A 16,043-nucleotide genomic window follows, 5' to 3' on the forward strand; every position below is an offset into this window, starting at 1 on the left:
GGGGGGGGGGTGTTATTATTTGATTTTTTATTGTTTTTATTTAGTGGTTTAGTCAGCTTGGTTATTGACTACAGATGGGCTTTAATTCTTATTTTTAGTTGTTTGATTTAGTTTTAGGTTTTTTATTATTCAGCTTGTAAAATAAATTATTTTAGTGTTAGGGTGGATAAAATATGGTATAGATTTTGTTTTATAAGTAGTGTATTTGTAAGTGAGTTTGTGATGTTTTTAATATGCAAATAGGTTGAAAATTAAGAATTAAGTGAAATAGTAAGCAAAATAGATCTTTGTAAAATTTAGTATTTTAGGTAGGTTTGTTGGAGTGATTGTGTTAAAGTGTTGTTGAGGAGGATATTTTTATATTTGTTCGAAAGTTTATGATATATGATTTTATATTTTAGATTATAGTAGATATATTATGATTTTAAATACTGAATTTGATTATTTGATACTATAATGTTTAATTTCTAAATATTAAATTTGCATGAAAAATAATTTTAGTTTAAAATTGATTTTTGAAATAAATTATATTGAATTCTTGTATTTTAAAATCTAGCTTTCTTAGAAGAAATTATCTTCTAAGAAAGAATGTTTTATTCAGCACGTTTTGGAGCTGTAAATGCTGTTATTTCAGGCGGTAATCCTTTGTATTTTTCTATATTTACTAAGCTTGTATGGGAAATGTTTCCGTTTGCTAATTCAGAAGTTGGCATATCAATAGTCAAGACATTTACGTTTCCGTATTTGCACATTCCTTCATCATTTGGGTCATACCACCCACCTTCGCATAATCTTACAACATTTGGCATAATGTCTTTTGTTACAACAGCACCCGCGAGAACTTGACCTCTTTTATTGAAAACTCTTACAATATCGCCATTTTTGATTCCAAGTTTTTTAGCATCAATTGGGTTAATCAATATAGGCTCTCTACCATTTACCGCATACTTTTCACGCAGTGAAGTATGACACATTTGCGAGTGGAGTCTATTTGTTGGGTGATTGGTTAGTAGATGAAAAGGTGTTTCTTTGGTAGCATTTCCTAGCCATTCTATCGGCTCCATCCACATTGGATGTGCTTTGCAGTCTTTATAATTATACTTTTCGATAGTTTTTGAGTAAATTTCTATCAAGCCTGATTCAGTGCCTAGAGCATTTAAGATAGGATCTTCGATAAATTCAGAAAATCTAACCCATTCCATGCTTTCTATAGTTGGAGAAAAAGTTATAGGCTCGTTTTTCGCCCAAAATTCTTCAAAACTTGGCATTTTTGGTTCAAATACATCCCCATAAGCTTGAGTTTGTTTTAAAGCGCTATTGTAGTATTCTTTGATAAAATCTTTTGTATTTTTACCGTTTTCAGTATAAGCATTAAATACATCATCTCCATACACTTTACAAATATCAGCAAAAATTTCATAGTCATCTTTACTCTCGCCTATTGGTAATACCGCTTGCTTCATTGGAACTATATTCATATTAGAATAATCACCACTCATGGTAATATCATCTCGTTCGTAAGAACTTGTGGTAGGCATTACAATATCTGCCATTTTGGCAGTTGGAGTCCAATAAATTTCATTTATAACTATAGTTCTTGGTTTTTGCCATGCTTTTACATTATTGTTTGTATCTTGATGATGAACTAATGGATTTCCACCCGCCCAATAAATAAAGTCAATATCAGGATAGGTTATCTTAGAACCATTATTGTCTATAACTTTTCCAGGATTTAACAAAGCATCAGCTATTCTAGCTACTGGAAAAGAATAACTAGCAGCATTTTGCAGCCATTCGGCACCACCTTGACTAACTCCTGCTTTTGGTAACCCCTTAAATTTTCCATTTTCCCAAATTCCCACAGCTCCTGCTGTAATACCTCCTATAACACCACCTTTGCATGATGGAACCCCGCCATTACTATAGTGATAGCTTAAGCCAAAGCCACCTCCTTTAGTACCAATTTGTCCGATCATTGAAGCTAGGGTTATTAACATCCAATGAGGTTGTTCACCATGATGAGCTCTTTGCATACCCCAACCACTCATGAGCATGGTAGGGTTATCATAAAAGCTTTCAGCTAGTGTTTTAATGGTTTTTTCATCAATCCCGCAAATTTTGCTTGCCCATTTTACATCTTTTTTAATACCATCATTCTTGCCATCTAAATAAGCTTTAAATTTATCAAAACCACTTGTATAATTTTCTAAAAATTCATAATTGACTTTATTTTTTTCGATCAGATGACTAGCTATACCTATCATCATAGCAACATCTGTATTTGGTCTTGGGGAGATCCATTGTGCATTTAAAAATTTAGCAGTTTCAGTTTTTATAGGATCTATACAAATAACCTTGATCTTGCTATTTTTTAATTTTTCAAAATACTGCAAACCCCTTTGGTCGTTTGAAGTCCAAGCTATTCTTAAAGTGGCGATAGGATTAGCACCCCAAATAACTACTATTTTAGAATGTTCTAAAATATTTTCCCATGAAGTTTGTTGTTCATAAACTTCAATGGAGCCTACAACATAAGGCATGATCACTTGAGAAGCTCCGGTTGAGTAATCTCCAGTAGTCCCTACAAACCCACCTGTGACATTTAAAAATCTATGAAGTAATATTCTACAATTTTGCATATTTCCGCTAGATTTCCACCCATAACTTCCACCAAATATAGCTTGAGTTCCTTTTTGCTCTCTTGTTTTTTTAAGTTCTTTTGCTATAAGTTTTATAGCCTCATCATAACTTACACGCACAAATTCATCTTTTCCTCTAAGCTCAGGCTTTGGATTGTCAGGATTTTCAAGATAACTTTTTCTTACATAAGGATATTTCACACGTGATTTATAGATCATATCTGCTGTATAGTGTTGTAAGGGATTGTCAATTTGTGTTACTTTTTCCCATGGCTCACTTTTGATCACAATGCCATCTTTAATGGTAAGCTTTAAAATTCCCCAATGTGCTGCTGTTATCACGCTTCCATTTTTTACTAAACCTGAATTTATAGTTGAAGCTTCAACGCTTTTTCCCATAACCAAACTAGGAACCAGAGGTAATACACTTAAACCAGCACCAATTTTTAAAAATTTTCTTCTATCAAGTCCCATTTTATTTTACCTCCTTAAAATCTTTTGCATTTTTTTGTAAATACTGTATCACTAACCAATGATCTTTTTTATCAATTCCTGTTCTATTTACCATTGATCTAAAAGTAGCAGGCCAACCATTAGCGCTAAATTCACTTTCTTTATGAACACTATGACAAATTCCGCAATTATTCATATAAAGTTCTTTTGCTTTTATAAACATTTCTTTATTGTTTTTTGCAAAATCTTTCTTATCAGTCCAAACTTCTATGGTAGCTTTATCCCATTTGCCATTTTTGCTTTTTGTGTAAGTTTTAAAATCAAGTTTTGTATTTTTAGAAAATGCAGCAACTATGATTCTTTGACTATCGTTGTAATAAAGCACAGAAGGCGAAGCAGGATTAACATAGCCTGTGATCTTGACTAAAACTTTATCTCCATCAGTTTTTAATACTTCAAAAGGATTTGTAGGTAGCAATCTACCAACAGCTTTTGTGTCATTTTTGCTTAAGTAAAGTGAGCTTACTTCACTTGTAAAAAATTCATTTTTAGCACAAACAAAAGAAACAAGTGCTAAGCAGAAAACCAAAATTTTTCCCATTTTGCCTCCTTGACATTTTTTTGATATAAACTTATTGTATATCAATAAAATTAAAAATTTCTTAGTACAAAAATCATAAAATTAAATATTATTTAATAATTTTTTATTGATTTGTAATTTATTTGTTTTTATATTTTCACAAAGTCTTTTCAATCCTTTAAAGTAAATTTTAGTAAAATACAAAATATTCTTTATAAAGGTTAAAAATGCACTTTACTTTGTTAAATGAAAAAGATTTTTTCAGCCCTTACTATCGCAAAAAGCAAATCACACAAAATGAATTTGACATTTTTTGTAAGGCTTTAACGCAGTATATAAAAAGGCTTGAAAGTTCACAAAGTGAAAATGAAGACTATCTTGTGGCTAATGCACTTAGTCCATTTTTAACCACGCTAAATTTCAAAACCCACATCAAAACCAAGCAAAAAGGCAAAAGTGAGATTGATTTAGCCATCGCTAAAGATGAGCTTAGCAAAGACTTAGAAGTTCTCATCGAAGCTAAAAAGCCCAACTCAAAAGAATTCATCACCCACACAAAGCTAAATTCTAAAGCCTTGCATGAAGCCATTTTGTATTATTTTAGAAATAGAGAACATAGCTTTAGCTTGAAATTTATCATCATCACAGACTTTTATAAATTTTACATTTTCAAAGCTAGTGAGTTTGAAGAGCTTTTTTATAAAAACACAAGCTTTAAAAAGCTTTTTGAAGAATTTCAAAGCTCAAATTCACTTTTTAAAGGCAACAACGATGAATTTTACAAAGAAGCAAGCAAACTTATAGAAAATTCCAAAGAAAGCTTAAAAGGCTTTTTCATCGATTTAGCTTTTTTAAAAGACAAGCAAAAGTCAAATTTCAAAAACCTAGCAAGCATTTTCAAAACCTTTCATAGAGACTTTTTGCTAAATGAATTTAGCCCAAATGACGCAAACTCACTAAACAACGCATTCTATAAAGAGCTTTTATACATCCTAGGTTTAAGCGAGAGCAAACAGCTTTCTAAATTCATCATCACACAAAGTGAGCAAAGTAAACAAGCCCAAGGCACGCTTTATCATCTCATAGCGAGCAAGCTTCCAAAGCATGACTTTGAAGAGGTGTTAAAATTCATCATACTTTGGCTAAACCGCATTTTATTTTTAAAGCTTATTGAGTCTAATTTGGTTAGATTCAACGATGATAAAACCCTAAAATTCTTAAACTATGAAAAAATTCCAAATTTCACCACCCTTTCACACCTTTTCTTTGATATCTTAGCTAAAGAAAAGCACACAAGAGCGCAGAGTAAATTTAGCTATTTGCCTTATTTAAATTCATCACTTTTTGAAAAACAAGCCATCGAAAAAACCACACTAGAAATCGCCACTTTAGAAAATGACGCTTTGCTAGAGTACCACCCACACACGCAGTTAAAAGATGACAAAGGCAAAAGCAAAAAAGGCAAAGTAGGTTTGCTTGAGTATTTGTTTGAGTTTTTAGACAGCTTTGACTTTGGAGCAGATGAGCAAAGCGAAGAACTCATCAAACAAAAAGAACTCATCAACTCAAGTGTTTTGGGAAATGTCTTTGAAAAGCTAAATGGCTACAAAGAAGGTAGTTTTTATACCCCAAGCTTTATCACTTCATATATGTGTAAAGCAAGCATAGAAAAAGTCGTGCTTGATAAATTTAACCATACTTTTAAGCTAAATGCCACCAAGCTAAGCGAGCTAAGAACCCAGCTTCGCCAAGAAAAAATCTCTCAAGAACAAAAATTAGCCTTGCTAAATTCCATACGCATTTGCGATCCTGCGGTGGGAAGTGGGCATTTTTTAGTTTCAGCTTTAAATGCCATGCTTATGGTGCATTATGAGCTTGGTTTGTTTGAAGAGGACTTTTACCTAAGCGTGCAAAATGATGAAATTTTAGTGCAAAATCACAAAGGTCAGTTTTTAGAGTATAAACGCCCAAATTTTGACAAAGACAAAACCCACCTTTGTCAAAAAGAACTTTTTGAGCGTAAAAAAGACATCATAGAAAACAATCTTTTTGGAGTAGATATCAACCCAAACTCATGTGAGATCACTAAACTAAGGCTTTGGATAGAGCTTTTAAAACACAGCTTTTATGAAAGCTTTGATGATACAAACTATCATGATCTTAAAACCCTACCAAACATCGATATCAACATAAAATGCGGGAATTCGCTTATAAGTTATTTTGAAATTCACAAAAGCCTTTCTCACTACCCCAACATCAAAGAACGCATGGATAAATACAAACGCATAGTCAAAGACTACAAAGAAGGCTTTTACACCGACAAAACTCTCATCGCAAAAGAGATCAAAAACCTCAAAGAGTCTTTTAAAAATTTCTGCTTAAAAGACAAATTTGCTAAAGAGATCAAGCAACTTACCAACGGGGCTAATGAATACTCTAAAAAATACGGCGATTTTTTAGCACAAGATGAAAAAGATGAGAATTTTAGAGCATTTTTCTCTAAAAATATGTTTGAATTTGACTTTGATGAAAGTGAGGCTAAGAAAGAATTTAAAAAGCTTAAAAAGCTTTATGAGAGTATATTTGACTTAGAAAGTGCAAATCCTTTTGAATGGCGTTTTGAATTTAGCGAAGTGCTTGATGAGGGCGGGAGCTTTCAAGGGTTTGATCTCATCATCGGTAACCCACCTTATATAAGAATACAAGGGCTAGATAAAAATTTATCGCAGTATTATAAAAAACATTTTAAGGTGGCAAGTAAAAATTATGATATATACATTTTGTTTGTAGAGCAATGTTTTAAGCTTATAAAAAATAAAGGAGCAATTGCTTTTATAATGCCTCATAAATGGATTAATGCTGATTTTGGGTTAAATTTAAGAGAATTTGCAAAAGATAAGATTAGCAAGATTATATCTTTTGGGGAATTTCAGGTTTTTGATGCTTCAACATATACCGCTTTACAATGGTTTGAAAATAATTCTTCGCATTTGAAATTTATTCAAACGGATAAAAATATCAACTCAAAAGAAGAAATGTCAAATTTTATTTTTAATTTACAAGAAGAAGATTTTAAAATTATAGACAATAAAAAATTATCTTCATCATTTTGGAGTTTTGAAGAAAATTTAAATCAAGAAATTTTCTTAAAAATCAATCAACATATATTGGTAAAGGATTTATTTAGGGTTTTTGTAGGCTTGCAAACAAGCAAAGATAGTGTTTATTTTTTAAAAGATTGCAAAGAAAATAAAAATCTAGTTAAAGGATATTCTAAAGAGCTTAATAAGGAAGTGGAGATAGAAAAAGAAATTTTAAAACCACTTTTAATGGGTGATAATTTTCATAGATATGAAAAACCTGTTTCAAGTTCAATGGTTTTATTTCCTTATTATAAACAAGATGATGCAAATGCTAAAGCAAAAATGTCTCTTTATGATGAAAAGGAATTAAAAGCTAAATTTCCAAAAGCTTGGAGTTATTTAAAAGAGTGTGAAAATGTTTTAAGAGCAAGAGAAAATGGAAGATTGTCTAATGATGATTTATGGTGGAGATATATTTATCCAAAAAATCAAACATTATTCGATAAAGAAAAATTACTTTGTCCAGATATTTGTAATAATACTCATTTTGCTTTTGATAATCTTGGAAAATTTTATTTCACCACTACTATTTATGGTTATGTTAGAAATGAAGAATATAAAAATTTAGATTATAAGTATTTAATAGCTATTTTAAATTCATCGTTAACTTGGTGGTTTTTGCAAAAAACTAGCGTTGTGATGAGAGGCGGATTTTATAGGATTAAACCAGCTTATATAGAAAAATTTTGCATACCAAAAATAAATTCTAAAAATGAAAAACTAGCAAATAAGCTTATAAGCTTAGTCGATGAGATTTTAAAAGCTAAAGTTCAAGACAAAAATGCAAACACCAAAACCCAAGAAGATAAAATAAACTCTATCGTTTATAAACTTTACAACCTAAACGAAGAAGAAATAAAAATCATTGAAGGCAAGTAATGGAAGAAAATAAATCTTATTTTGATGAATTTGATACAAGAAAGATAGAATTGATTAATTTTCTTGAAATAGATGCAAAAAATATTTGTTTTAATTTCTATTTAGATTGTATAGAAATTTCTAATGAAAATATATATAGATTTGATTTTAAATTATTTCAATTATACAAATTATCTTTTGTTAATTGTATTTTCAATTGTTTTGTATTTAATTCAAAAGATATTATATTAGATATACAAAATAATATTTTTATACATAAATGTATATTTAAAAAAGATGTAGATATAAACGATGTAACATTTAGAAAAAGATTGGATATAGCATTTTGTGTTTTTGAAGCAAAATGTCGCTTTAATATGAATATTTTTTTTGAATTTTGTAATTTTAAAGATAACTTATTTAATAATGCTCAATTTGAAAAAAATCAATTTTTAAACGATGTTATGTTTTATAATTCTGATTTTAATATGTTTAATTTTTCTCAATCTATTTTTAAGGGAAGTTTAAATGTTGTAAATACAAATTTAAATTTTACTTTTGATGATTTACATGAAAAAATTAAGCAAGAATGTGAAAATTTTAATAAAGATAAAAACGAACAATATCAAAAATCTTTAGATAAATTTGCAAATGATTTTAGAGATTCTTTTAGGGTTTTTAAAAATGCATTAATAAAAGATAACAATCTTTTAGAGGCTTCAAATTTTCATAAATACGAGCTTTATTGTAAAGAAATAGAATTGAAGGAAATTTGGAATAATAGAGAAATAAAGATAGAGACACGAAAAAATTCATTACACTTAAAATATTTTATAGATTCTTTGCTTTTGGGTTTTTATAGAAAATTAAGTGATCATCATACTGATTTCTTAAAAGTTTTTAATAATATTGTATTATTAGTTGCTTTGTATAGTGTATTTCTTTTTATGGGGGGATATGAAGATAATCTCAAATTATATCAATATTCTTACAATCCATCAGATAGTAATAGTTTAACGAGTACTTTCAAAGAGATAGGAAATTCCATTATCCAATCATCGTTTGTTAAAGAATATTCTTTGTATGTTCTAATATTTTTTTGTGTAATTGGACTTTTGATAATTTGTTGGGATATTTTGAAAAATATCAAAAAGATTTATGAGGTAATTAAGAATGAGATTTGTATTAAAGAAATGATATTTTGTGTATTAAATTTAGTTGCATATTTTTTAGGTTTATTGGTTGTTTTGATTTATTTAAATATTTATATACCAAAGAGTCAAGATAGTGTTGAGGTTCTTTCAAATATAGGTATATTTTTTGCGTTCATCATTTTTTATTTATGGTTGGTGTATTTAAAATCATTAGTACTAAGATTAATGTTTGTAGTTGCTAGCTACATTATCGTGATTATAGTATTGGGGATTAGTATATCTATCTTAAATCCTTTTATCGGAAAGATATTTAATAGCGAACAAGATTTTACAAATCCTATGTTTATATATATAACATTTGCATATACTATCTTGATGATTCTAACCCTTTTTTCTTTTCAAAAAACTGCACGTAAAAACTCCATAGTGCCAAGCTAAATCAAAAGGCTTATTAAAGCCTTTTTGTTTTTTTGCTTTTTAAATTTTGTTCGTTTTTAGCTTATGGTATAATGAAAATCATCCAAAAAAGGAGTACCATGCTAAAGACAAGTTTTAAAAAATCAGTTTTTATTCCAAGCATTAGTATTATAATCATCTTAAGTCTTAGTTGTATTTTCTTACCTAAGCTTACAAATGATTTTATCAATCATATCAAAAGTGGGATTTTTGCAAATTTTTCATGGTTTTATATACTAAGCGTAAGTTTTTTTGTGTGTTTTATGCTCGCACTTGCTCTTTCAAAATTTGGTGATATCAAGCTCGGCGATGATGATGAAAAACCTCATTTTAAATTCACTTCATGGCTTGCTATGCTTTTTGCTACAGGTATGGGCGTGGGGCTTATGTATTTTGGTGTGGCTGAACCTCTCATACATAAAAAAGCCTTACAAACAAGCGATGAAGAAGCTATGTTACATACTATCTTTCACTGGGGAATTCACCCATGGGCTATTTATGGGGTGTGTGCTTTGGCTATGGCGTATTTTGGTTTTAGATATAAAATGCCTCTTAGTTTGCGTAGCGCTTTTTACCCTTTGCTTAAAGACAAAATTTATGGTTTTTGGGGAAATTTAGTCGATATGCTAGCTTTGATTGTCACGGTTTTTGGCATTAGCACTACGCTTGGTTATAGTGCATCTCAGCTTAATGCTGGCTTTTTAAATTTAGGCATTTTAAACGAACAAAGTTTTTTAGAACAAAGCGTGATTATAATCATCATCATTTCTTTAGCTACGCTTTCATCGATTAGTGGTTTGACAAAGGGTTTAAAAATTTTAAGTGAGGCAAATTTGGTTTTTGCAGTGTGTTTAATGCTTTTTGTGCTTTTTTCAACCAACACCATTCAAATTCTTTCACAATTTAGCTCTAATATTGGCAATTATTTGCAAAATTTAATTTATTTGAGTTTTAAGACTTATTATTATGAAAAAGAACATATAGAGTGGTTTAATAACTGGACTATTTATTATTGGGCTTGGTGGCTTAGTTGGGCGCCTTTTGTGGGCTTTTTCATCGCTAAAATTTCTCGCGGTAGAACGATAAGGGAATTTATCTTTGGTGTGCTTGTAGTTCCTACTAGTTTTAATATACTTTGGTTTAGCATTTTTGGTAATAGTGCTTTAAATTTTAATGATATCTTAAGTCCTTTTACTTCAGCACCTGAAAGTTTGCTTTTTTATTTTTTACAAAATTTTTCTTTTTCTTATTTTAGTTCTTTACTTGCACTTTTGGTTTTAGCTTTGTTTTTCATCACTTCAGCAGATAGTGGGATATTTGTGTTAAATTCTTTAAGTAGTGGTGGGGCTCATGAGCCATACAAATGGCAAAATATCCTTTGGGGTTTTGTACTCGCGCTTTTAGCTACTTCTTTGTTGTATTCAGGTGGTTTGGGAGCGATTTTAAGTATCACTATGATAGTGGCTTTGCCTTTTGCCTTTTTGCTTTGTTTGATGTGTTTTTCACTGCTTAAAGGTTTAATTGTAGATGTAAATTACTCTTTAACTAAACTTAGTCAAAGTAGCGTGTATTTTTCAGGGGAATTTTGGCAAGAAAGACTAGCTAGAATTTTAAAACAAAGCAAAGAACAAGACATACAAAATTTCTTAAATACTAAAGTCAAAAATGCTATGGAATCACTCAGCCAAAGTCTAAAAAATTACGGCTTAAAAACACAGATCGTTCAAGAAAAATCAAGTATAAGTTTGATTATAAAAAAAGAATTTGCAAAAGATTTTATCTATGGAGTGCAAGTAGTAAAAAAACAAGCAAGCCAAAGCATAATCGATGATAAATTTATGCCAACTTATTCTAAAGAATTTATCTTTGAGCCACAAACTTTCTTTGCTGATTCGCGTAATGGTTATAATATAGAGTATTTAAACGAGCAAGAAATCATCGTAGATATACTAAAGCAGTATGAGAGGTATTTGCAACTTTTATTTGATGATAAAAATGAAATTTTTACCAAAGCTTATGATTAAAAAGCGTTATAATTTCACTTTATTTTATAAGAAAGGTCTTTTATGTTGAGATTTTTTATCATGCTTTTTTGTGCTTTAAATCTTTTTGCTATTACGCCAAAAGATACGATTGTTATAGCAGTGGAAAATGAACCAGAGCGTATAAATCCGCTTTTTAGTGAAGATCATGATGTGGCAATTGCTCTTGTGTTTTCAGGGCTTACACGCTTTGATGAGAATATGAAATTAGCGCCTGATCTTGCTAGCTCTTGGAAAGTTAGCAAGGATGGGCTTGTTTATGAATTTACTTTAAGAGATGATATATTGTGGCATGATGGGGCTAAATTTAGCGCTAAAGATGTGGAATTTAGTATAAATGCTTTAAAAGATGAGAAGTTAAATTCGCCTTCAAAAGTAAATTTTGACGCAGTTAAGGAAGTAAAAATCATCGATGATTATCACTTGTCTATCACACTTTCAAAGCCTTTTCCTGTATTTTTAGATGCTTTGAGTGTGGGGATTTTACCAAAACACTTACTTGAAAAAGAAAATTTAAATACCACTAAATTTAACCAAATGCCTATAGGAACAGGACCATATAAGCTAAAGCAATGGAAACAAGGTCAATACATGATCTTAGAGGCAAATGAAAATTATCATTTAGCTAAAGTAAAAACACCAAAACTCATACTAAAACACATTAAAGATCCAAGTATAAGTGCTATTGAGCTCAAAAATGGTTCTATTGATGTGGCTTTGGTTGATTTTGCTCTAGCTTCAAATTTTGCAAATGATAAAAACTTTAAAATGCTTATAGAGCCTTCGGCTGATTATCGTGCTTTGATGTTTAATCTTAATCATGAGTTTTTAAAAGATCAAAATGTGCGTTTAGCGCTAAATTATGCTATCGATAAACAAGCTATCATAAATTCACTTTTGCATTCTTTTGGAAAGGTAGCAAATCATCCTTTAGAAAAATCATGGGCAAATCCTAAAGAATTTGCAAGCTATGCTTATGATGTAAAAAAAGCAAATGAGCTTTTAGCAAAAGCGGGCTTTGTGAAAAACAAAAATGGCATTTTAGAAAAAAATGGCAAAGAATTTAGCTTTGAAATGTATGCTATGAGTGAAGATCCACTAAGAGTGGCTTTGGTAAATATCTTACAAAGTGAGTTTTTAAAGCTTGGCATAAAAGCAAAAGCAGTTGCTAAGCCAAGTGGAAGTTTTGATTATACGAAAATTGATAGCTTTTTAGTGGGTTGGGGTAGTCCTTATGATCCTGATTTTCACACTTTTAGAGTTTTTGCAAGCTCTCAAGATAGTGCTTTAAACTCTAGTGGATGGAATTTTGGCCATTATCAAAATGCTAAAGTTAATGAGGCTTTAACAAAGGCTAGAAATTCACTTGATGTAAATGAAAGAAAAAAACACTATAAAGAATTTATCGATGCTTTATATAAAGATCCTGCGTTTTTATTTATAGCTTATATTGATTATCCTTTAGTTTTTGCTAAAAATATCCAAGGTATAAAACCTCATATTTTAGGTCATCATGGGGTAGGTTTTACTTGGAATGCTTATGAGTGGAGCAAAAATTAGTGTTAAAACTCATTTTTAAACGCCTTTTATGGGCGTTTTTTTTGATGATTTTTGCAAGTTTTTTATGTTTTGTGATGATTTATCATGCTAAAGGAAGCGTGGTTTTTGCTAGTGTGCCTCAAGGTACTAGCCTTAAAATAAAAGAAGAAATCGAGCGTAATTTAAATTTAGATAAACCTTTATTAGAGCAGTATGAAAATTGGCTTTTTAATGCTATGAAAGGCGACTTTTCCTACTCTTTAATCAGCGGAGAAAAGGTTAGTAAGATTTTAAAAGAAAAACTTCCTTATACTTTTATACTTGGGAGTTTAGCTTTTTTTATACTTTTTGTGTTATCTTTGGTTTTAGCACTTTTTTGTGTTCTTTATAAAGATAGTTTTTTGGATAAATTTATCACTTTTTTAACGATGAGTTTTTTTGCATTGCCTGCTTTTTCTTTATCGCTAATGCTTATTTTGGTTTTTGCTGTATTTTTTAAGCTTTTTCCAAGTTCGGCTATTGCTGATATTGGCTTTGAAGATGATGTGTTTAATCGTTTGTGGCATTTGTTTTTACCAGCATGTGCTTTAGTGCTTTCGCATTTAGCTGTTTTTGTGCGTTTTATAAGGACAAGTTTGATTGATAGTTTAAATCAAAGCTTTATAGAAAGTGCTTTTGCAAGAGGGCTTAGCAAAACAAGAATTTATTTGCACTTTGTGTTAAAAGATGCTTTTGGTTCTATACTTGCGTACTTTGGTGCTTCTTTTGTGAGTTTTTTAATGGGAACTTATATAGTAGAAAGTGTGTTTTCTTATGAGGGTGTGGGAAATTTGGTGATTAAAAGCATATTGTTTAAAGATTATCCTGTAGTGCTAGCTGTGGTGATTTTTAGCATTTTAGTAGTGGTGCTTGTAAATTTGATCGTAGAAATAATTTGTAAGATGATTAATCCAAGGTTTGCTAATGCGTAAGTTTTGCGTGATGATGATTTTGCTAAGTTTTGTTTTAGCACTTTTTGCACCTTTAATAAGTTCTTATGATCCTAATTTAGTGGATTTAAGTAAGGCTAAAATAGCCCCAAATTTAAGTCATATTTTTGGTACAGATTTGCTTGGCAGAGATATTTTTACGCGTATTTTATATGCCTTGCGTGTTTCTTTATTTGTAGGAGTAATGGCGGCATTTTTTAGTGTGCTTTTTGCTTGTGTTTATGTGTTTTTAACAAGATTTTTTGCCTATGCTTTTTTCGCTAGGGTGATTGATATGCTTTTAGCACTACCTTCTTTGCTTGTGATTATGTTTTTTCAAAGTTTTTTGGCAGGATCTTTGTGGAGCATGATTTTTATCATCGCTTTGGGGCATTTTGCTTTTGTGGCAAAGGTGCTTGATACCCAACTGAATAAATTTCAAAAACTTGAGTTTTATCAAAATGCTATCATTTTAGGTTCTAGCAAGATGAAAGCTTTATTTAGTGAACTTTTGCCTGCTTGTTGGAATTTGCTTTTTGTGCTTTTTGTTTTAAATATTGCTCATGCTATTACAAGTGAAGCCACTTTGAGTTTTTTTGGTTTGGGTGTAGAGCTTTGGACTCCAAGTTTAGGAAATATGCTAAATGAAGCAAGCAAGGCTGTGTTTTTAGGATTTTGGTGGATGATAGTTTTTCCAGTAGCCTTTATACTTATGCTTATTTTGCCTTTGCTTGCTTTGGGTAATGATTTACAAGAAGAGATTAAAGCATGATAGAAATTTCAAATCTTAACCTTAGCTTTAAAGATAAAATCTTACTAAAGGATGTAAATCTTAATTTAGAAGATGGCAAAGCTTTGGCTATCATGGGTAAAAGTGGAGCTGGAAAAAGTTTGCTTTTAAAAAGTATGATTAAGCTTTTTGATAAACACTATAAGCTTAATGCACAAAAATTTCAGATAGACCAAAAAGATATTTTAAATTTAAAAGAAAAAGAACTAAATGCCTTAAGAGCTAAGGTAAATTTGCTTTTTCAAGATGTTTATGGGAGTTTTTATCCTCTTGTTGATATAGGAAGTTATTTTAATATAGTTTTAAAAACTCATACTAATTTAAGCACAAAAGAGATTAAAGAAAAGGCCTTTTATTTTTTTGAGTGCTTGGGACTTAAAAATCATGATCTTTTGTGGCATTCTTTTATATATCAGTTAAGTGGTGGTATGGCAAGACGCATTCAAATAGCGCTAGCTTTACTAAGCGAGGCTAAGTATTTATTGTGTGATGAGATTACAAGCTCACTTGATAGGACTAATGAAGAAAAAATCATCACTATTTTAAAAGAGTTAAAAGCGCAATTTAAAAATCTCATTTTCATCACGCATGATATAAATTTAGCTAAAGAACTTTGCGATGAGGTGGCTATCATAGAAGATAAAACTTTACTTTATCAAATGCCTATGAAAGAATTTTTAAGCAATCCAAAAGGAACTTTTGCAAAAGAATTGCTAGAACTTTATGAGAATGAAAATGTTTTTAGAAGTTAAAAATTTAAGCAAGTCTTATAAAATTAAAAAACACTGGTATTTAAAAGAAGAAGAAATTTTTGTTTTTAAAGATGTGAGTTTTTCTTTAAAACAAAATGAAAATTTATTGCTTTGTGGGGAAAGTGGCAGTGGTAAAAGCACTCTAGCTAAAATTCTTTGTATGCTTGAACAAGCAAATACTGGAAAAGTTTTATTTGAAAATGAAAATATATTAAATTTAGATTTTAATACTCAAAGAAAATTACGCCAAAAAATTCAATATGTTTTCCAAGATCAAAAGCTAGCTTTAAATCCTTATAAAAGCACTAAAAGACTTTTACTTGATGTATATGAAAATTTTAAACTTAAGCCTGATTTTGAAGAGCTTTTTAAACTTTTTGATGCTTTTGAACTTGAAAAAGATATTTTAAATTTAAAACCCTCTAAGCTAAGTGGTGGTCAAAGCCAAAGATTAGGTTTAATTAGAGCTTTGCTTTTAAGACCAAAACTACTTATTTTAGATGAAATCACAGCAGCGCTTGATGTAGTAACTGCTTATAAAATTTTAAACTACTTGCACACTTTTCAAAAAATGCATGATATTACTTATATATTTATTTCTCATCAAGAAAAAATCTTGCAAGATATATGCCATAAAAAAGTGTTTTTATAATAAAGATAAAAATTGTT

The 16,043-nt window shown here is 30.1% G+C and carries 10 protein-coding genes; 8 read left to right on the plus strand and 2 right to left on the minus strand.

Annotation, left to right across the window (positions count from 1 at the left end; translation table 11 throughout):
- Nucleotides 1-593: 593 nt before the first annotated feature.
- Nucleotides 594-3,113 carry a molybdopterin guanine dinucleotide-containing S/N-oxide reductase gene (locus tag CAMP5121_RS05020; RefSeq protein WP_337214957.1) on the minus strand — a complete coding sequence of 840 codons (2,520 nt, stop codon included), beginning with the start codon at nt 3,111-3,113 and terminating at the stop codon, nt 594-596.
- 1 nt (nt 3,114) lies between these two features.
- Complete coding sequence (locus CAMP5121_RS05025) at nt 3,115-3,693, minus strand: cytochrome C (protein WP_337214958.1); 579 nt, start codon at nt 3,691-3,693, stop codon at nt 3,115-3,117.
- A 206-nt stretch (nt 3,694-3,899) separates the two neighbouring features.
- Between CAMP5121_RS05025 and CAMP5121_RS05030 the strand changes: the two genes are divergently transcribed.
- The 8 genes from CAMP5121_RS05030 (at nt 3,900) to CAMP5121_RS05065 (ending at nt 16,026) form a co-directional block, all read left to right on the plus strand.
- Nucleotides 3,900-7,694, plus strand: a complete 3,795-nt coding sequence (locus CAMP5121_RS05030; RefSeq protein WP_337214959.1) for a type IIG restriction enzyme/methyltransferase — start codon at nt 3,900-3,902, stop codon at nt 7,692-7,694.
- Complete coding sequence (locus CAMP5121_RS05035) at nt 7,694-9,265, plus strand: hypothetical protein (protein WP_337214960.1); 1,572 nt, start codon at nt 7,694-7,696, stop codon at nt 9,263-9,265. The genes CAMP5121_RS05030 and CAMP5121_RS05035 overlap by 1 nt, the downstream gene beginning before the upstream one ends.
- A 98-nt stretch (nt 9,266-9,363) precedes the next feature.
- Nucleotides 9,364-11,307 (plus strand): BCCT family transporter, encoded by a 1,944-nt coding sequence (locus CAMP5121_RS05040; RefSeq protein WP_337214961.1) that lies wholly within the window; start codon nt 9,364-9,366, stop codon nt 11,305-11,307.
- A gap of 42 nt (nt 11,308-11,349) precedes the next feature.
- Nucleotides 11,350-12,885 (plus strand): ABC transporter substrate-binding protein, encoded by a 1,536-nt coding sequence (locus tag CAMP5121_RS05045; RefSeq protein ID WP_337214962.1) that lies wholly within the window; start codon nt 11,350-11,352, stop codon nt 12,883-12,885.
- An 11-nt stretch (nt 12,886-12,896) separates the two neighbouring features.
- Nucleotides 12,897-13,835, plus strand: a complete 939-nt coding sequence (locus tag CAMP5121_RS05050; protein WP_337215017.1) for an ABC transporter permease — start codon at nt 12,897-12,899, stop codon at nt 13,833-13,835.
- Entirely contained in the window at nt 13,828-14,604 is a 777-nt protein-coding gene (locus tag CAMP5121_RS05055; protein WP_337214963.1) for an ABC transporter permease, read from the plus strand. Before CAMP5121_RS05050 ends, CAMP5121_RS05055 begins: the two co-directional genes overlap by 8 nt.
- A complete protein-coding gene (locus tag CAMP5121_RS05060; protein WP_337214964.1) occupies nt 14,601-15,374 on the plus strand; it encodes an ATP-binding cassette domain-containing protein in 774 nt (257 codons plus the stop codon). The genes CAMP5121_RS05055 and CAMP5121_RS05060 overlap by 4 nt, the downstream gene beginning before the upstream one ends.
- Nucleotides 15,358-16,026, plus strand: coding sequence for an ATP-binding cassette domain-containing protein (locus CAMP5121_RS05065; protein WP_337214965.1), 669 nt, complete (start codon nt 15,358-15,360; stop codon nt 16,024-16,026). The genes CAMP5121_RS05060 and CAMP5121_RS05065 overlap by 17 nt, the downstream gene beginning before the upstream one ends.
- Nucleotides 16,027-16,043 lie beyond the last annotated feature (17 nt).

The organism is Campylobacter sp. 2352 PW (assembly GCF_024723575.1).
In the GTDB taxonomy this organism is placed as follows: Bacteria; Campylobacterota; Campylobacteria; order Campylobacterales; family Campylobacteraceae; genus Campylobacter_D.